This is a genomic window from Arthrobacter sp. 05T442 (assembly GCF_056395945.1).
On sequence record NZ_JBFTKM010000012.1, the window covers coordinates 49,884 to 67,368 of the forward strand.

Annotated in this window: 16 protein-coding genes; all 16 read left to right on the forward strand. The window is 68.1% G+C overall.

The window, feature by feature from the left end; all coding sequences use genetic code 11:
• Positions 1-38: 38 nt before the first annotated feature.
• Positions 39-1,697: a UDP-N-acetylmuramoyl-L-alanyl-D-glutamate--2,6-diaminopimelate ligase gene (locus AC1DES_RS12755; RefSeq protein WP_476896069.1), complete on the forward strand. Its 1,659-nt coding sequence runs from the start codon at positions 39-41 to the stop codon at positions 1,695-1,697.
• A gap of 6 nt (positions 1,698-1,703) precedes the next feature.
• A complete protein-coding gene (locus tag AC1DES_RS12760) occupies positions 1,704-3,191 on the forward strand; it encodes a UDP-N-acetylmuramoyl-tripeptide--D-alanyl-D-alanine ligase (RefSeq protein ID WP_476896070.1) in 1,488 nt (495 codons plus the stop codon).
• Complete coding sequence (mraY, locus tag AC1DES_RS12765) at positions 3,188-4,297, forward strand: phospho-N-acetylmuramoyl-pentapeptide-transferase (RefSeq protein WP_476896071.1); 1,110 nt, start codon at positions 3,188-3,190, stop codon at positions 4,295-4,297. The genes AC1DES_RS12760 and mraY overlap by 4 nt, the downstream gene beginning before the upstream one ends.
• On the forward strand, positions 4,279-5,880 hold the full coding sequence (murD, locus tag AC1DES_RS12770; RefSeq protein ID WP_476896072.1) for a UDP-N-acetylmuramoyl-L-alanine--D-glutamate ligase: 1,602 nt from the start codon (positions 4,279-4,281) through the stop codon (positions 5,878-5,880). The genes mraY and murD overlap by 19 nt, the downstream gene beginning before the upstream one ends.
• Before the next feature lie 2 nt (positions 5,881-5,882).
• Positions 5,883-7,409, forward strand: a complete 1,527-nt coding sequence (gene ftsW, locus AC1DES_RS12775; RefSeq protein ID WP_476896073.1) for a putative lipid II flippase FtsW — start codon at positions 5,883-5,885, stop codon at positions 7,407-7,409.
• Entirely contained in the window at positions 7,399-8,526 is a 1,128-nt protein-coding gene (locus AC1DES_RS12780; protein ID WP_476896074.1) for a UDP-N-acetylglucosamine--N-acetylmuramyl-(pentapeptide) pyrophosphoryl-undecaprenol N-acetylglucosamine transferase, read from the forward strand. Before ftsW ends, AC1DES_RS12780 begins: the two co-directional genes overlap by 11 nt.
• Before the next feature lie 4 nt (positions 8,527-8,530).
• Entirely contained in the window at positions 8,531-9,931 is a 1,401-nt protein-coding gene (murC, locus tag AC1DES_RS12785; protein WP_476896075.1) for a UDP-N-acetylmuramate--L-alanine ligase, read from the forward strand.
• A complete protein-coding gene (locus tag AC1DES_RS12790) occupies positions 9,924-10,796 on the forward strand; it encodes a cell division protein FtsQ/DivIB (RefSeq protein WP_476896076.1) in 873 nt (290 codons plus the stop codon). The genes murC and AC1DES_RS12790 overlap by 8 nt, the downstream gene beginning before the upstream one ends.
• A gap of 263 nt (positions 10,797-11,059) precedes the next feature.
• Positions 11,060-12,280: a cell division protein FtsZ gene (gene ftsZ, locus AC1DES_RS12795; protein ID WP_427132599.1), complete on the forward strand. Its 1,221-nt coding sequence runs from the start codon at positions 11,060-11,062 to the stop codon at positions 12,278-12,280.
• 92 nt (positions 12,281-12,372) lie between these two features.
• On the forward strand, positions 12,373-13,131 hold the full coding sequence (locus AC1DES_RS12800) for a purine nucleoside phosphorylase YfiH/LACC1 family protein (RefSeq protein WP_476896077.1): 759 nt from the start codon (positions 12,373-12,375) through the stop codon (positions 13,129-13,131).
• The gene (locus tag AC1DES_RS12805; protein WP_476896078.1) at positions 13,124-13,867 is read left to right on the forward strand and encodes a YggS family pyridoxal phosphate-dependent enzyme; all 744 of its coding nucleotides are present in this window, start codon (positions 13,124-13,126) and stop codon (positions 13,865-13,867) included. The genes AC1DES_RS12800 and AC1DES_RS12805 overlap by 8 nt, the downstream gene beginning before the upstream one ends.
• 88 nt (positions 13,868-13,955) lie before the next feature.
• A complete protein-coding gene (locus tag AC1DES_RS12810; RefSeq protein WP_476896079.1) occupies positions 13,956-14,486 on the forward strand; it encodes a cell division protein SepF in 531 nt (176 codons plus the stop codon).
• Positions 14,487-14,620: 134 nt separating this feature from the next.
• Positions 14,621-14,908 carry a YggT family protein gene (locus AC1DES_RS12815; protein ID WP_476896080.1) on the forward strand — a complete coding sequence of 96 codons (288 nt, stop codon included), beginning with the start codon at positions 14,621-14,623 and terminating at the stop codon, positions 14,906-14,908.
• A 160-nt stretch (positions 14,909-15,068) separates the two neighbouring features.
• Positions 15,069-15,749 carry a DivIVA domain-containing protein gene (locus AC1DES_RS12820; RefSeq protein WP_476896081.1) on the forward strand — a complete coding sequence of 227 codons (681 nt, stop codon included), beginning with the start codon at positions 15,069-15,071 and terminating at the stop codon, positions 15,747-15,749.
• 155 nt (positions 15,750-15,904) lie between these two features.
• Positions 15,905-16,531: a signal peptidase II gene (lspA, locus tag AC1DES_RS12825; protein ID WP_476896082.1), complete on the forward strand. Its 627-nt coding sequence runs from the start codon at positions 15,905-15,907 to the stop codon at positions 16,529-16,531.
• Positions 16,524-17,465: an RluA family pseudouridine synthase gene (locus tag AC1DES_RS12830; protein WP_476896083.1), complete on the forward strand. Its 942-nt coding sequence runs from the start codon at positions 16,524-16,526 to the stop codon at positions 17,463-17,465. The genes lspA and AC1DES_RS12830 overlap by 8 nt, the downstream gene beginning before the upstream one ends.
• Positions 17,466-17,485: the final 20 nt, after the last annotated feature.

Below are 17,485 nucleotides of genomic sequence, written 5' to 3' on the forward strand. Positions count from 1 at the left end.
GCAGCGCAAGATCCACTAGCACCACAACGGAGATCCACTTGTCAGAGCTCAACGCCCCCGACGCTTCCGCGCCGTCCGGCCAGGACTCCACCCAGGGCTTCCGGCCCGCTGCGGTTGCCGCAGTGCCGCTGGCAACCATCGGTGAGTCGATCGGCGTCGTCGTTCCAGGGGCGTCCAGCTCCGTCCCTGTGACGGGGATTTCACTGAATTCCCGTGCGGTCCGGCCGGGGGACTTGTACGTTGCGCTGCCCGGCGCCACGCGCCACGGGGCTGATTTCGTGGCCCAGGCGGTTGACGCCGGTGCCGCAGCGGTCCTGACGGACGACGGCGGTGCACGCCTGCTGGCACTCTCCAACGACGTTCCGGTCCCGGTGCTGCTCGCCGATGAACCGCGCAGCCTGGTCGGCCGGCTCGCGGCCCTGATCTACCAGAGCCGGCCGGAGGGAGCCGGCGCTCCGGCGCTCTTCGGAGTTACAGGCACCAATGGCAAGACCACCACCACCTACTTCATCAATTCACTGCTGCAGGCGCTCGGGAAGCGGACCGGACTGATCGGGACCATCGAGATCCTGGCGGGCGGAGAACCGATCCCCAGCCTCCTGACAACCCCCGAATCCACGGACGTCCACGCCCTGCTCGCACTGATGCGCGAACGCGGGCTCGACGCGGCCTCCATGGAGGTCTCCTCACACGCCGTGTCCTTCCACCGCGTCGACGGAGTGGAGTTCGACGTCGCAGGCTTCACCAACCTGACACAGGACCACCTGGACCTGCACGGAACCATGGAGGAGTACTTCCAGACCAAGGCCCGGCTGTTCACCCCCGGGCGCGCCCACGCGGCGGTCGTGACGGTCGACGACGACTGGGGGCGAAAGCTTGCCGCCGCGGCGGAAATCCCGGTGACGACCCTGGCGACCGCCCGTTCCGTGGGCGCGGAAGGCAGCCCGGCTGCAGACGCCGACTGGACGGTCCTCAACCCTGTCCCGCGCGGGCTGGGCACCGATTTCGTGCTGCGGCACCGCGGGGGCGCCGAACTGCGCGTCCACACGGGCCTCCCCGGCAGCTTCAACGTCGCCAACGCCGCGCTGGCCACCGTCATGGTGCTCGCCGGCGGGGCCGATGCTGCCGCCGTGCAGGCCGCCCTCGACGCCGGGGATCCGTTCACCGTCGCGGTCCCTGGCCGCATGCAGCTCGTCTCCACCGCTCCCGCAGCAGTGGTCGACTTCGCGCACAACCCGGACGCCCTGGCCCGGGCGCTCGAGGCCGTCCGTTCCCCGCAGCCCGGCTCCAGGGTGATCATTGTCTTCGGCGCCACAGGCCAGCGCGACCAGGGGAAGCGGCCCGCCATGGGAGCCATCGCGGCACGCCTGGCGGACACCGTGATCGTCAGTGACGATGACCCGCACGACGAGGACGCAGCCGCGATCCGTCAGGACGTGATGGCAGGGGCGCTCGAGGCGAAGAACGCCGAGGGGCTCGACTGTACGGTCCTGGAGGTCTTCCCGCGGGCCGCCGCCATCCGGAAGGCCGTGGAGCTCGCAGCGCCCGGGGACACCGTCCTCGTGGCCGGGCGGGGCCACGAAATATGGCAGGAGGTCAAGGGGGTCAACCTTGCACTGGATGACAGGGTGGAGCTCCGGAATGCCTTGACAGCACGGGGATTCACCGTTCTCGAAGACCAGCGGATAGAGTCCTAAACCGAGATGATTGCATTTACAGCGGCGGAAATCGCCGAAATAACCGACGGCCGGCTGGCTGCGGAACCGGGGATCACGCCGGGCTCCGTAGTGACCGACTCCCGCGAAGCCACAGCGGGTTCCCTCTATGTGGCCAAACCGGGGGAGGTGGCCGACGGCCACGACTTCGTGGGCGCCGCCTTCGACCGGGGTGCCGTCCTGGCGCTCGTGGAGCATGACGTTGCCGACGCCGACGGGCGGAACTTCCCGGCCGTCGTCGTGAAGGACTCCGTCCTCGCGATGGGCGCCCTGGCGGCTGAATCAGTCCGCCGGATCCGGGCCCGCCGCGAAGCCGACGGTTCTGTTCTCACCGTCATTGGCATCACCGGTTCCGCCGGCAAGACCACCACCAAGGACCTGCTGGCCGGGATCCTCGCCGCCGACGCCGGCGCCGACGGCAACACCGTCGCCCCGCAGGGCTCGTACAACGGCGAGATCGGCGTCCCGCTGACCGTGTTCAAGGCCGGGTTTGACACCCGCTACCTCGTGATCGAAATGGGCGCCACGGGGATCGGCCATATCCGCTACCTCGCGGACATGGTCCGCCCGGACATCGGCGTCGTGCTGGGCGTCGGCTCCGCCCACGCCGGCGAGTTCGGCGGCATCGAGAACATCGCCGTCGCCAAGGGCGAGCTCGTCGAGGCACTCCCCGCCGCCGGCACCGCGGTGCTGAACCTGGACGATGCCCGCGTCGCGGCCATGGCCGCCCGGACGCAGGCACGCGTCCTCGGCTACAGCTCCCAGCCTGCCCGCGACGGCCAGCCGGCCCCGGTCCGGGCGGAAGACGTTGAACTGAACGCCGCGGGACACCCCGAGTTCGAGCTCTTCGTGCCGGACAACACCGCAGGGCACCACGTGTCCAGCGGCCTCATCGGGGCCCATCACGTCGCGAACCTCCTCGCCGCGGCGGGAGCTGCCCACGCAGCCGGCATCCCGGGCGCCCGGATCGCCGCGTCGCTCAGTGCCCAGACGGCCGCCAGCCGCTGGCGGATGGAACGCACGGAACGCGCCGACGGCGTGACCATCATCAACGATGCCTACAACGCCAACCCGGAATCCATGCGGGCCGCCCTGCGGACACTGGCCGACCTCGGCCGCGGCCGCCGGACCTGGGCAGTGCTCGGCGCCATGCTCGAACTGGGCCCGGACTCCATCCGCGAGCACACGGCCGTGGGCACCCAGGTGGTGCGGCTCAACATCTCCCGGCTGGTTGTCGTCGGCCGCGAGGCGCGCTCCCTCTACGTCTCTGCCGTCCAGGAGGGCTCGTGGGGCGATGAATGTGTCTTCGCCGAGACCGCCGACGAGGCCTACGAACTCCTGCAGGCCGAACTCAGGCCCGGTGATCTGGTGTTGTTCAAGTCCTCGAACAGCATCGGACTGCGCCATCTGGGCGATCGGATAGCATTACCCCCACAAGCCCACGGAACCGCCACAGAAGGGAGTGCACTGCTGTGATTGCACTGCTGATGGGCGCTGGAATGGCCTTGCTCTTTGCCTTCGCGGGCACCCCGCTGTTCATCCGGCTCCTGGTCCGGAAAAGCTACGGACAGTTCATCCGGGACGACGGTCCCACGTCCCACCACACCAAGCGCGGCACGCCCACGATGGGCGGAACCGTCGTTGTCCTGGCCGTGCTGGTCAGCTACGGCCTGACGCACCTGATCATGTGGCTGATGAACCCGGGATCCCCGGGCCCGACAGCCTCGGCGATCCTGCTGCTGTTCCTCATGGTCGGCATGGGGCTCGTCGGATTCCTGGATGATTTCATCAAAATCTCCAAGCAGCGCAGCCTTGGCCTGAACGCCAAGGCAAAACTGATCCTGCAGGCGGCGGTCGGGATTATTTTCGCTGTCCTGGCCTTGAACTTTCCGAATTCAGCCGGGGTAACCCCCGCGTCCACGCAGATCTCCCTGGTGCGCGACATCCCGTGGCTCAACCTGGCCTTCGGCGGCACGGTGATCGGCGCGATCCTGTTCGTCCTGTGGTCCAACCTGATTGTCACGGCGGCCACCAACGGGGTGAACCTCACCGACGGACTGGACGGCCTCGCCGCCGGCGCCTCGGTCATGGTGTTCGGCGCGTACACCCTCATGGGCATCTGGCAGAGCAACCAGGCCTGCGGTTCCCCGCGCCAGGCCGGCAGCGGCTGCTATTCGGTCCGGGATCCGCTGGACCTTGCACTGCTCGCGGCGATCCTCAGCGCGGCCCTCGTCGGATTCCTGTGGTGGAACACGTCCCCGGCAAAGATCTTCATGGGGGACACCGGCTCGCTGGCCATCGGCGGCGCCGTTGCGGGCTTCGCCATCCTGTCGCGGACCGAACTGCTGCTGGCCTTCATCGGCGGCCTCTTCGTCCTCATCACCCTTTCGGTCATCATCCAGGTGGGCTATTTCAAGATCACCAAGGGCAAGCGCTTCTTCAAGATGGCACCGCTGCAGCACCACTTTGAACTCAAAGGCTGGGCCGAAGTCACCGTCGTAGTCCGCTTCTGGATCCTCTGCGGGCTGTTCGTCGCCGCGGGCCTGGGTGTCTTCTACGCCGAATGGGTGGTGCTCCTGTGACCGGTTCGATCCCCGCCCCCCTCACGACCTCGGCGCGGCTCAACGACCTCGTCAGCTGGGATTCCGACTGGGCCGGACTGCGGGTAGTGGTCACCGGCCTCGGAGTCTCCGGCTTCGCGGCCGCCGACACCCTGATCGAACTCGGCGCCCGGGTGGTTGTCGTGGACTCGGCCACCACCCCCAAAGCCCAGGCCCAGGCGGACACGCTCCGGATCGTCGGCGCGGCAGACGTCCTGCTCGGCGAGGAGGCGGTGGAGTCCGTCCCGAAGGTCGATGGCCAGAAGCCGGACCTGATCGTCACGTCGCCGGGGTGGCGGCCGGACCAGTCGCTGCTGGCCGGCGCCGCGCGGGCGCACATTCCCGTCTGGGGCGACGTCGAACTCGCCTGGCGCGTCCGCGAACGCAAAGGCCGCAAGACCGCCGACTGGCTCACCATCACCGGGACCAACGGCAAGACCACAACCGTGGGCCTGACCGAGTCCATGCTGCAGGCGGCCGGACTGAAGGCGATCGCCGTCGGCAACATCGGGACCCCTATCCTGGACGCCCTCCGCGACCCGGTGGACTACGACGTTTTCGCCGTGGAGCTCTCCAGTTTCCAGCTGCACTGGAGCCACTCCATCTCGCCCGTCGCGAGCGTGTGCCTCAACGTCGCCGAGGACCACGTCGACTGGCACGGTTCCTACGCTTCGTACCTGGCCGACAAGGCCAAGGTCTACGCGAACACCCGGAAGGCGTGCATCTACAACGCCGAGCAGATCGAAACCGAGCGCATGGTCGAAGACGCCGACGTCGTCGAAGGCTGCCGGGCGGTGGCCTTCACCACGGTGTCGCCTGCCGTGAGCATGCTCGGCGTCGTGGAAGGCCTGCTCGTGGACCGGGCGTTCATTCCCGGGCGCAAGGATAGTGCCGCGGAACTGGCCGCCGTCTCGGATCTGGGCGCGGTGGCACCGCGCCACATGGTGGCCAACGCGCTGGCCGCCGCCGCCCTGGTGCGGGCCTACGGGGTCGAAGCGTCCGCCGTCCGCCAGGGCCTGCAGAACTACCTTCCGGGCGACCACCGCATCCAGCCCGTCGCCCGGCACAACGGCGTCCTCTGGGTCAACGACTCAAAGGCCACCAACCCCCACGCGGCGTCGGCGTCGCTGTCCGCGTTCCAGGACGTCGTCTGGATCGCCGGCGGCCTCTCCAAGGGCGTGAACTACGATGCCCTGGTCCGGGAGCATGCCCACCGGCTCAAGGCAGTCGTCCTGATCGGCGCGGACTCCAGCGAACTCCAGGAGGCCCTGCAGCGACACGCACCCGATGTCCCCGTGATCGGCCAGGGGAAGGGCGACACTGAAATGGTGCAGACTGCCGGAACGGCCAAAGCCGCCGCAGGCCCTTCGCCGATTTTCGGCGAAACTGTGATGGCACAGGCCGTTGCATCGGCGGCGCAGCTGGCCGCCTCCGGGGACACTGTGCTCCTGGCCCCGGCAGCTGCTTCCATGGATCAGTTCTCTTCCTACGCTCACCGTGGCGATGCCTTCATCGAAGCTGTCCGCGAGCTCGTGGAAGGGCAGGCTCAGACCAGCGAGGAGTAACAATGGTCAGCACGCCCACACGCACGACGGCGGTCAAGCCCGCCGTCGCCGGCAAACCCGGCGGCAAACCCGCCGGCAAACCCGGCGCCATCAGACCCGCCGCCGGCAAACCCACGGCACCCCGCGGGGTCCTGGGCCGGGGGCTCCCTCCGGGGACGCTGCGCCGCTGGTACCGGGGCTTCTGGGCGGCGCTGGAGGGCCCGGGCAAGTCCCGGAACGGCTCCACGTACTACCTGATCCTCGGCTCCACCCTTGCGTTGACCGCGATCGGCATCATGATGGTGCTCTCCGCCTCCAGTGTCGAAGCCATTGCGGCAGGGGAGTCGCCCTACTCGGCCGCCCTCAAACAGGGCCTCTTCGCTGCCATTGGCGTGTTTGCCATGCTCGTGCTCTCGAGGGTCAACGTCGTTTGGCTCAAGCGCTTCGCCTGGCCCGCGATTGCCGTGGCAACCGTGCTCCTCCTGCTGGTTCTGCTGGTGGGCCGGAGTACGCTCGGCAACCAGAACTGGATCGACGTCGGCCCCTTCACCTTCCAGCCTTCCGAGGCCGCCAAGCTCGCCCTCGCCCTGTGGATGGCCACGGTATTGCACCGCAAGGCCAAGCTGCTGACGCAGTGGCGGCACGCACTGGTTCCCGTGGTGCTCCCGGGCGCTGTGGTCATCATCGGACTCATCCTGGCCGGAAACGACCTCGGCACGGCCATGATCGTCATGGTGATCATGGCCTCGGCACTCTTCTTCGCCGGTGTGCGGCTGCGCTTGTTCGGCATTGCCGGGGCAGGACTGGCCCTTGGCACCGCGGTCCTGGCGATCACCAGCCCGAACCGCATGTGCCGGATCCTTTCGTGGACCGGCCAGACCTGCGCCGACGGGTCTGACCTGAACTACCAGTCAACGAACGGCCTCTACGGGCTCGCCTCCGGCGGATGGCTTGGCGTTGGCCTTGGCCAAAGCCGGCAGAAGTACAGCTGGATTCCGGAAGCCCACAACGACTTCATCTTTGCGATCATCGGCGAGGAGCTTGGACTGGTCGGCACGGTCGTCGTCCTCGTCCTGTTCGCCATCCTGGGCGCGGCCATCTACCGCGTGGTCGCGGCCCAGGAAGGGCTCTTCCACCGCGTTCTGGGCGGCTCCATCATGGTGTGGCTGCTGGGCCAGGCGGTCGTGAACATGGCGGTCGTGACCGGACTCCTGCCCGTCATCGGCGTACCCCTGCCGTTTATTTCCTACGGCGGCTCCGCACTGCTCATGTCGCTGTGCGCGATCGGCGTAGTCTTGTCCCTGGCCAGGGCGCAGATGGCACCAGGTGTCCAGCCCAAGCGGCTCTTCGGTATGAACCTGCCCCGGCGCACCAGGACCAAGCGGTCCGGCCCCGCACCAAAGAAACCCGCACCAACGAACCCCGCCGCAAAGAAGCCGGCTCCAACGAACCCCGCACCAAAGAACGCGTCCCCAAAGAGCCCTGCATTGACAAGCCCCGCACCCGGCAATCCCGCACGAAAGCGTAAACAGCCCCTTCATGAACACTGAGTCGTCTTTGTCCGTGGTCCTCGCCGGCGGCGGAACCGCCGGGCACATCAGCCCGCTGCTGGCCATTGCCCGCGCGGTCCGGGAACTCCGTCCCGGGGCGCAGCTCCTGGCTGTCGGCACGCCCGGCGGGATGGAAGCCCGGCTGGTCCCGGCCGCCGGGCTGGACCTGGCCACCATCAGCCGGGTGCCGTTCCCGCGCAGGCCCACACCCGACCTGCTCCGGCTTCCGGGCCGGCTGGCCGGTGCGGTGAAGCAGGCCGGCGTGATCCTTGACGAGGCCCGGGCTGACGTCCTGGTGGGGGTCGGTGGATATGTGTGCACGCCGCTGTACCTCGCCGCGTGGCGGCGGAAAATTCCGATCGTGGTCCACGAAGCCAACACCCGGGCGGGGCTGGCAAATCGTGTGGGCGCCCTGCTGGGCGGGCATGTGGCCGTGGCCTTCAGCGCCACCCGCCTCCGCGGCGCACGGCATGTCGGCATGCCGATGCGCCCCGAGATTTCCGGCCTCGACCGCCCGGCGGCCAGGGCCTCCGCCCGGGCGGCACTTGGACTGGATCCGCAGAAGCCGACCCTGATCGTCACCGGCGGATCCTCTGGCGCCCAGAGTATCAACCGGACCCTCGCGGCGTCCGTCGGCGCCCTCGCCGATGCGGGCGTCCAGACCCTGCACATCACCGGACGCGGCAAGTCCGTGCACGACGCCGACGGCAAACCCCTGGCCGCGCCGGGCTACCGGCAGGTCGAATACGTGGACGGCATGGAAACGGTCTATGCCGCCGCGGACCTGCTGCTGGCCCGTGCCGGCGCCGCCACGGTCTGCGAAGTTGCCGCCGTAGGCGTGCCGGCCGTCTTCGTCCCCCTGCCCATCGGCAACGGAGAACAGGCCCTCAATGCCCGCGGCCTGGTCGACGCCGGAGGCGCCCTGACCGTGGAGGACAGCGCGTTCACGGCCGACTGGCTCCGGGAGAACATCATCCCCCTGCTGCTGGAGCGCGGCAGGCTGGAGACGATGGCCGCCAGCTCCGAACGGCTCGGCATCCGAAACGCGGACCGGCGCATGGCCGATCTCGTCCTTGAAGTGGCAGTGCCATTCGAACAGCACGGCAGGAAGCGGTAATGCAATGACCCAGCCCCTACACGGCGCCCGTAACCTCGAGTCCCTGGGCCGCGTGCACTTCATCGGCATCGGGGGAGTAGGCATGTCAGCCGTCGCCCGGATCATGGTGGCGCGCGGCATACCGGTGAGCGGCACGGACGCCAAGGACCTGCCTGTCCTGGCGGATCTGGCCGCCGCCGGCGCCAGGATCGCGGTCGGCTACGCCGCAGCGAACCTTGGCGACGCCGAGACTGTCGTCGCCGGCTCGGCGATCCGCCCGGACAATCCCGAACTCGCGGCAGCCCAGGCCGCAGGCCTCCCCGTGCTCCACCGCTCCGTCGCGCTGGCCGCGACCATGGCGGACGACACGGTCGTGACCGTCGCCGGAACGCACGGGAAGTCCACGACGACGTCGATGATCACCGTCCTGCTGCAGGGCGCCGGCCTGGATCCTTCCTTCGCCATCGGCGCGAATGTCCCGGCGCTGGGCGTGAACGCCGCGCACGGCAGCTCCGGGATCTTCGTCGCCGAAGCCGACGAGTCGGACGGCTCCTTCCTGAACTACCGTCCGCAGATCGCCGTGGTAACCAACGTCGAACCAGACCACCTGGACTTCTACGGCACCGCCGAAGCGGTCTACGCATCCTTCGACCGCTTCACGGCCCTGCTGCCGGCAGACGGCGTCCTCGTGGCCTGCGCGGACGACGAGGGGGCGGCGGCGCTGGCTCAGCGCACCCTGGCGCGCGGCAACACGAGGGTGGTCCTCTACGGCACCGCGGACGGCACCCAGGTCCAACTGCACGACGAGGGCCCGGGCCGGGTGTGGATCACGACGCCGGCGGGCCGGTTCGACGTCGAGCTTCAGGTCCCCGGGCGGCACAACGCGCTCAACGCCGCCGCAGCGTTCGCCGTCGCCCTCGAACTCGGCGTCAAGCCCGAGGCCGCGGCCAAGGCCCTGGCGCATTTCTCCGGCGCCTCGCGCCGATTCGAATTCAAGGGCAGCGGCCGTGGCGTCCGCGTCTACGACGACTACGCCCACCATCCCACCGAAGTCCGTGCCGCCCTGTCCGCAGCGCGGGCCGTTGCCGGCGAGCACAAGGTGCACGTGCTCTTCCAGCCGCACCTGTTCTCCCGGACCCGGGAGTTTGCCCGCGACTTCGCCGAGGCCCTGAACGCCGCCGACACGGCGCTGCTCCTGGACATCTATCCGGCCCGCGAAGATCCCATCCCCGGAGTCAGCAGCCAGCTGATTGCCGACCATCTGGGACCCGGCGGCAGGCTCGTCGGCGCGGGCGGGGAGGCCGTCAAAGCCGTGCTGGCCGCGGCAGCGCCGGGAGACATCGTGCTGACCGCCGGCGCAGGCGACGTCACAGCGTACGGTCCGCTCATCGTCGAAGCCCTCACGGCGGGGGACGCTGGTGCCTAGCACCCGCCGCCCCACCTATAAGGCCGGAACCCGCGGTCCCGCGTCCCCCCGGCCCTCAGCGCCGTCCGGCGGCCACGGCCCGGAGGTCATATCGGCATCCAGGCACGCCGGGGACACGGACACGGTTCCGGACCACGCCCCGGACAATGTGCTGTCCTTTCCCGAACCCAAGGCCAGGCGCCGCAAGCGCATCCTCCTGAGCACGATCGGCATTCTGGCGGTCCTGATGGCGGGAATCGTGGCGGCCGCCGTCTACTCCCCGGTGCTGGCCCTGCGGACTGTCACCGTGGAAGGCACCAAATTGCTGAGCCCGGACCAGATCCAGTCGGCCCTCGCGCCGCTTCAAGGCAAACCCCTGCCGCAGGTCAGCGAGGCGGACGTCGCCGCCCTCCTCAAGCCGCTGGTCCAGGTCAAGGACATCAGCACCCAGGCGCGCCCGCCCTCCACGCTGCAGGTACGTATCACCGAACGTGTTCCGGTGGCCCTGGTCAAGCAGGGGGAGAGCTTCCAGCTCGTGGACGTCGACGGCGTCCAGCTCAGCACCACAGCAGACCCGGCCTCCGTGCCGCTGCCGGTCATCGATGGAGGCAGCGGGACGCTGGCGAAAGATCTGTTCCACGCCATCACCGCTGTGCTGGGCGCACTTCCGGCGGATGTCCTCGCGAAGCTGTCCAAGGCCTCGGCCACGTCCGCGGACGCCGTCGAACTCAAGCTCGTTGACGGGCAGACGATCGTCTGGGGCAACGCCGGGGAGAAGGAGCTCAAGGCCCGGGTGCTCGCGGCCCTTCTCAAGGCCCCGGCGGACCCGAAAAACCCTGTCCGGGTCTACGATGTCAGCGTGCCCCGGCACCCTGTCACCCGGTAGCAGGCAATCACTTATCCAGGGATTCGCGCCGGCAACCGCCAGGCAGCTGCCCGGAGGGTTGAAGGCGCCACCCGCAGAGGGTATTTGCCCGGTATTCCCGCGACACGCGGCCCCGGTCATTGAATGTCCCCTACATAGGAAATACCGTCACAGACATGAGTTACTTGACATAACTATAACCTTCAAGTCGAAGGTTAAGGTTCAAAGCCTCAAGCTCGACTCCATCAGTTTTCGCAATAGAACACGAACAAGGGACACGTAACGTGGCAGCTCCGCAGAATTACTTGGCCGTCATCAAGGTCGTCGGCATCGGCGGCGGTGGCGTGAACGCAGTCAACCGCATGATCGAAGTCGGTCTTCGCGGCGTCGAATTCATCGCCATCAACACCGATGCCCAGGCATTGCTGATGAGCGACGCCGACGTCAAACTCGACGTCGGACGTGAGCTGACGCGCGGCCTGGGTGCCGGTGCAAACCCTGAGGTCGGCAAGCAGGCTGCGGAGGACCACGCCGACGAAATCGAAGAGGTCATCCGCGGCGCGGACATGGTCTTCGTCACCGCCGGCGAAGGCGGCGGCACCGGCACCGGCGGCGCGCCCGTCGTGGCCCGGATCGCCCGCTCGCTCGGCGCCCTGACCATCGGCGTCGTCACCCGCCCCTTCACCTTCGAAGGCCGCCGGCGCGCCGGCTCCGCCGAAGCCGGCATCGACGCCCTGCGCGACGAAGTCGACACCCTGATCGTCATCCCGAACGACCGTCTGCTGTCCATCAGCGACCGCAACGTCTCGGTCCTGGATGCGTTCCGCTCCGCCGACCAGGTCCTGCTGTCCGGTGTCCAGGGCATCACTGACCTGATCACCACGCCGGGCCTGATCAACCTCGACTTCGCCGACGTCAAGTCCGTCATGCAGGGCGCCGGCTCGGCCCTCATGGGTATCGGCTCGGCCCGCGGTGAAGACCGCGCCGTCAAGGCCGCGGAGCTGGCCATCGCCTCGCCGCTGCTCGAAGCTTCCATCGACGGCGCCCACGGCGTCCTGCTGTCCATCCAGGGCGGCTCGGACCTGGGCCTCTTCGAGATCAACGAGGCCGCCCGGCTCGTCCAGGAAGTCGCGCACCCGGAGGCCAACATCATCTTCGGTGCGGTCATTGACGACGCCCTCGGCGACGAAGCACGCGTCACCGTCATTGCCGCCGGCTTCGACGACGTCAAGGCCACCTCGCCGTCCATGGACCAGTCCCTGCCGGCTGCGCCGCAGCGTCCGGCAACCCCGGCGGCTCCGGCCCCGGCGCAGGCTCCGGCCTCCGCCCACGTCCAGCCGCTGCACGCCACCGTGGGGGCGTCCGGTTACGGCGGCTGGGGCCAGCAGCGCCCGTCCGCAGTGCCGGCCGACTCGGGCTTCGACGTCGACCTGCCCTCCGTCGTGGAGCCGGACCTGTCCGGCCGCCACTCCGACGACCTGGATGTCCCCGACTTCCTCAAGTAGATCCTGAAGCACCATGGCACTGCCGGATGGCAGTGCCATGGTGCTTTCTCGTAGGATCGAAGTTCTGCAAACGAATGATGGCGGTGTACTGAGTGTTTTCGTGGCGAGCTGAAGTCCGGCCCGGCGTCTGGGTGGCTTTCACCGACGCCGGCGCCGGCAATCTTGCGCTCCATGTCGGCGACGACCCCGCTGAGGTCAGGAGCAGGCGCGGGGAGCTCGAACAAGCCGCGGGACTCGACGGGCGCCACTTCCAGTTCATGAACCAGGTCCACGGCAATGACGTCGCCACGATCGCCGGCCCGCCCGCCGCCGCCGTGGACGCGCCAGGGGATGCCCCGACGGCAGACGCCCTGGTCTCGTCCGGCGCGCCGCTGGCCGTCATGGTAGCTGACTGCGTCCCCGTGGTGCTCGTGGGGGACCGGGCCGGGGCGCTGGGAGCGGAAGCGCACGTCTTCGGCGCTGTGCACGCGGGACGGCCCGGTGTGGCCTCCGGAGTGGTTCCCGCGGCCCTCGCCCGGCTCCGGGAGCTCGGAGCGGTCCGGATCAGCGCCTGGATCGGGCCGTCCATCTGCGGTCTCTGCTACGAGGTCCCCGAAGGGATGCGCGCCGAGGTCGCGGCCGCCGTTCCCGCCACCTGGTGCACCACCTCGCGGGGCACGGCCGGATTGGATCTCCCGGCCGGCGTCCGGAGCCAGCTCGAGGCCGAGGGCGTCGCCGTCGAGTACTCCGGCGGCTGCACCCGTGAGGATGAAACCCTGTTCTCCTTCCGCCGCAGCAGCCACACAGGGCGCTTTGCAGGGCTCGTGTGGACCCTCCCGGCCGCGGATGACCCGGCGCAGGACCATGGCTGAGACAGGGGACGGCGCCCCCGAGGACGCCCGACTCGCGCAGCTCGGACGCAACCTGGCCGCCGTCAGGCAGCGGATCGGCGCGGCCGTGGCGGCCTCAGGGCGGCAGGACACCCCGCCCCAGCTGATCGTCGTCACGAAGTTCCACCCCGCGCAGGACGTCCGGCGGCTGGTATCACTGGGCGTCACGGACGTCGGCGAGAACCGGGACCAGGAAGCCGCCGGCAAGGCGGCGGAGCTGGCTGACCTGCACCTGCGCTGGCACTTCATCGGGCAGCTGCAGAGCAACAAAGCCAAGTCCGTGGTGAAATACGCCCACGCCGTGCACTCCGTGGACCGGCCCCAGCTGGCCGCCGCACTGGAAAAGGCCATGGCCGCCGAGCAGGAGCGCACCGGGCGTGCCCCGCTGGAGTGCTTCATCCAGGTCAGCCTTGACGAGGACGCCGACGGCCGCCGCGGGGGAGCCCGGCCGGCCGACGTGCCGGCACTGGCGGACCGGCTCGCCGGGGCGGAAGGCCTCCTGCTGGCGGGCGTCATGGCGGTGGCCCCGCTCCGGGCGGATCCGGCAGCGGCCTTTGCCAGGCTCGCCGGCATCTCGGCCCGGCTGGCAGCCCTTCATCCGGAGGCCGCGGGAATCTCCGCCGGCATGAGCCAGGACCTCGAGGCGGCCATCAAGTTCGGGGCGACACACCTGCGCATTGGCTCGGATATTCTGGGTCCGCGTCCGGCGTTGGGGTAGGTTCAACGTATTGGAAGGTAATGGCGGGGATTCCAAGGCTGTCTAGTCATACGAGCGGCCCGCTTACGGACACGATTAGGAGTCGACCATGGCCGGCGCTCTGCGCAAGACAATGATCTATCTTGGGCTCGCTGATGGCGACGAACACTACGAGTCTGAGCACCCAACATCGCACAAGGATGAGGACGAATCCATGGAACACGACCGCGAGGAACGCCGCGCGCCGGCCCCTGTCCGCGAGGTCCCCAAGGAAGAGTCCTACGCCGCTGAAGAGGAATATCGCGCACCTGTGACACCCATCAAGCGTGCGGCCTCTAGCCGCGAAGAGACCACCGGACTGCGGCAGATCACCACGATCCACCCGCGGTCCTACAACGACGCCAAGCTCATCGGTGAAAGCTTCCGTGACGGAATCCCCGTCATCATGAACGTCACCGACATGGGCGAGGCCGACGCCAAGCGCCTCGTCGACTTCTCGGCAGGACTCGTGTTCGGCCTGCGCGGCAGCATCGAGCGGGTCACGAACAAAGTGTTCCTGCTCTCGCCGTCGTACGTTGAAGTCATCGGCGATGACAAGAAGGTCAGCGAAACGCAGGCCAGCTTCTTCAACCAGAGCTAGTCAGGTTTTCAGCACGGATGCCAGGCAGGGACACCTGCCTGGCATCCGTGCTGAAATATCCGTGCTGAAATAGAAGCGATACTTTCTTAGGACACTGCGGTATCCGGAATGAACATGGAGATATGAGTTAGCTCATGGGAATTGTTTTCGGACTTGTCTATATCGCGCTGTTGCTGTTTTTCGTTGCCCTGATCATCCGCCTGGTCTTTGACTGGGTCCAGATGTTCGCCCGGAGCTGGCGGCCGCGCGGTGCGGCGCTTGTGACGGCGCACGCTGTGTATTCCGTCACGGACAAGCCGCTCAAGCTGCTCCGGCGGGTCCTTCCGCCGCTGCGGCTGGGCGGGATTTCGCTGGACCTTGGCTTCCTGCTGCTCTTTGTGGCGGTGAGCGTGGCGATGGCGGTCGCCAGGAGCCTGGCATAAGGAGATGTTGTACGGACGGCGGACCTGCTCCGCGGCCCGAACCGATAGAAACTCCGGTTTGACACTCAGGTGTTGAATTAGAGGAACCAGACCATATTTAGGTACCGTAGTTTTGACGGCCGGAAGGCCTACTGACTAACTAGACCAACGAGGTGACCAGATGGCTTTGACGCCAGAAGACGTTGTCAACAAGCGCTTTCAGCCGACCAAGTTCCGCGAAGGCTACGACCAGGATGAAGTTGATGACTTCCTGGATGAAATCGTCGTCGAACTGCGGCGCCTGAACCAGGAGAACGACGAGCTCCGGAAGAAGCTTGCCGAACTCGGCGCGGGCACGCCTGCCAGCTCCGCTGCTGCGGCTCCGGTCGTGGAGAAAGTCCCCGCGCCCGTCAAGGACGAGAAGGACGAGCGCGCCAAGGCAGAAGCCGAGGCAAAGGCCGCTGAAGCTGCCAAGAAGAAGGAAGCCGAGCAGGCTCCCGTCCAGGCAGCCGCCCCGGCACGTGCCGCCGCAACCCCCGCAGCCGAGTCCGCAGCGGGCCTGCTCGCCATGGCGCAGCAGATGCACGACAAGCACGTCGCCGACGGCGAGCAGCAGCGGGACAAGATCATTGCCGAAGCCCAGATCGAAGCCAGCAGCCTCGTCAACGACGCACAGGAAAAGTCACGCAAGATCCTCGGCGCCCTCGAGCAGCAGCGCTCCGTCCTGGAACGCAAGGTTGAGCAGCTGCGCGGCTTCGAACGCGACTACCGCTCACGCCTGAAGGCCTACATCGAAGGCCAGCTCCGCGACCTGGATGCCCGCGGCTCCGTCGCGGCCCCCGAGGTCAGCGAAGCCAGCTAAGGTATTAAGCACGTATTCTGAAAGCCGGTGGCCGGGGATTCCTCGGCCGCCGGCTATTCACATTTATGCCGCATAGTGCCGCCTTCCGGTCCCGGAGCCGGCCTGTGCCAGGCAGCAATCTCCCAGTCCCGCACTGGCTCCCGAACGAAAGCCCTATGACTGACGCATCATCACCCGACGCCACGCAGCCCGTTGACGCCGCACAGCCCGCCGACGCCGGCCGGCCCGTATCCGGGTCCCAGGTTCCGGCGCAGGCGCCGTTGGCGCGGCCCCGCCGGGCCGTCCTGTTCTCCGTTTTCGCTGCCTTCGCGGTGTTCGTCTACCTCTTCGACCAGCTCACGAAGCTGTGGGTCACCAACACGATGGTCGAGGGCGAGCGGACCCCCGTGCTGCCCCCGTTGCTGCACTGGTACTACATCCGCAATTCCGGGGCTGCCTTCTCGATCGGCGAGAACGTCACTTGGGTGTTCACCATCATCATGGCGGCCGTCTCCATCGCCATCCTGCTGCAGCTGCGGAAGCTCGGCTCGGCCTGGTGGGCGCTGGCGCTCGGGCTGCTGCTCGGGGGCGCCCTGGGCAACCTCACCGACCGGCTGTTCCGCGAGCCTTCTTTCGCCATGGGGCACGTGGTCGACTTCATCCAGCTGCCCAACTTCGCAATCTTCAACATCGCGGACTCCGCTGTGGTGTCCTCTGTCGTGATCATCTGCCTGCTCACCCTCCGGGGCGTCTCCCTGGACGGTACCCGCCACACAAAACCTGAGGCCGGGCACGATGTCTGAGCCGGCGGGACCGCTGCGCGTCGTTGTCCCGGAGGAACTTGCCGGAACCCGGGTGGATGCCGGGCTGGCGAAGCTGATGGATATTTCCCGGTCCCAGGCCGCCACGCTGATCGCCGAGGGCAACGTCAGCTGCGGGGGCAAGGCGGTCGGCAAGTCCCTCAAGCTCGCCCCCGGCGCCGTGCTCGACGTCGTCGTGCCGGAACGCCGGGACCCCCTGGAAATCGTGGAGGAAGTAGTGGACGACCTGTTGATCCTGCTTGATGATGACGAGTTCGTCGTCATCGACAAACCGGTCGGCGTAGCGGCCCACCCCTCGCCCGGCTGGGTGGGCCCCACCGTCGTGGGAGCCCTCGCCGGGCTGGGCTACCGCATCTCGACGTCCGGCGCCCCCGAGCGCGCCGGCATCGTCCACCGGCTCGACGTCGGGACCTCCGGCGTCATGGTGGTCGCCAAGACCGAACACGCCTACACGGTGCTTAAACGCGCCTTCAAGGAACGCACCGTGGACAAGGTGTACCACGCCGTCGTCCAGGGCCTCCCGGATCCGCTGGCCGGCACCATCGACGCCCCGATCGGCCGCCACCCGGGCCACGACTGGCGCTTCGCGGTGACCGAGGACGGCCGTGACTCCGTCACGCACTATGAAGTCCTCGAAGCCTTCGGCAAGGCTTCCCTCGTGGAGGTCCACCTGGAGACAGGACGCACCCACCAGATCCGCGTGCACTTTTCCGCCCTGCGCCACCCCTGCGCCGGCGACCTGACCTACGGTGCGGATCCGCGGCTCGCCGCCACCCTGGGGCTCACCCGGCAATGGCTGCACGCCCGGCAACTGTCCTTCGACCACCCCCGGACGGGGGAGCGGGTCACCGTGACGAGCGAGTACCCGCAGGATCTGCGCTACGCGCTCGAGGTCCTGGAGTCCGGAAAGGCCTGACACCGTGCCGGGCGCGGGAA

Coding starts and splice junctions, on each gene's coding strand:
- AC1DES_RS12760 (WP_476896070.1), top strand. CDS start 1,704: ATGATTGCATTTACAGCGGCGGAAATCGCCGAAATAACCGACGGCCGG.
- murD (WP_476896072.1), top strand. CDS start 4,279: ATGGGTGGTGCTCCTGTGACCGGTTCGATCCCCGCCCCCCTCACGACC.
- ftsW (WP_476896073.1), top strand. CDS start 5,883: ATGGTCAGCACGCCCACACGCACGACGGCGGTCAAGCCCGCCGTCGCC.
- AC1DES_RS12780 (WP_476896074.1), top strand. CDS start 7,399: ATGAACACTGAGTCGTCTTTGTCCGTGGTCCTCGCCGGCGGCGGAACC.
- murC (WP_476896075.1), top strand. CDS start 8,531: ATGACCCAGCCCCTACACGGCGCCCGTAACCTCGAGTCCCTGGGCCGC.
- AC1DES_RS12805 (WP_476896078.1), top strand. CDS start 13,124: ATGGCTGAGACAGGGGACGGCGCCCCCGAGGACGCCCGACTCGCGCAG.
- AC1DES_RS12810 (WP_476896079.1), top strand. CDS start 13,956: ATGGCCGGCGCTCTGCGCAAGACAATGATCTATCTTGGGCTCGCTGAT.
- AC1DES_RS12815 (WP_476896080.1), top strand. CDS start 14,621: ATGGGAATTGTTTTCGGACTTGTCTATATCGCGCTGTTGCTGTTTTTC.
- AC1DES_RS12820 (WP_476896081.1), top strand. CDS start 15,069: ATGGCTTTGACGCCAGAAGACGTTGTCAACAAGCGCTTTCAGCCGACC.
- lspA (WP_476896082.1), top strand. CDS start 15,905: ATGACTGACGCATCATCACCCGACGCCACGCAGCCCGTTGACGCCGCA.
- AC1DES_RS12830 (WP_476896083.1), top strand. CDS start 16,524: ATGTCTGAGCCGGCGGGACCGCTGCGCGTCGTTGTCCCGGAGGAACTT.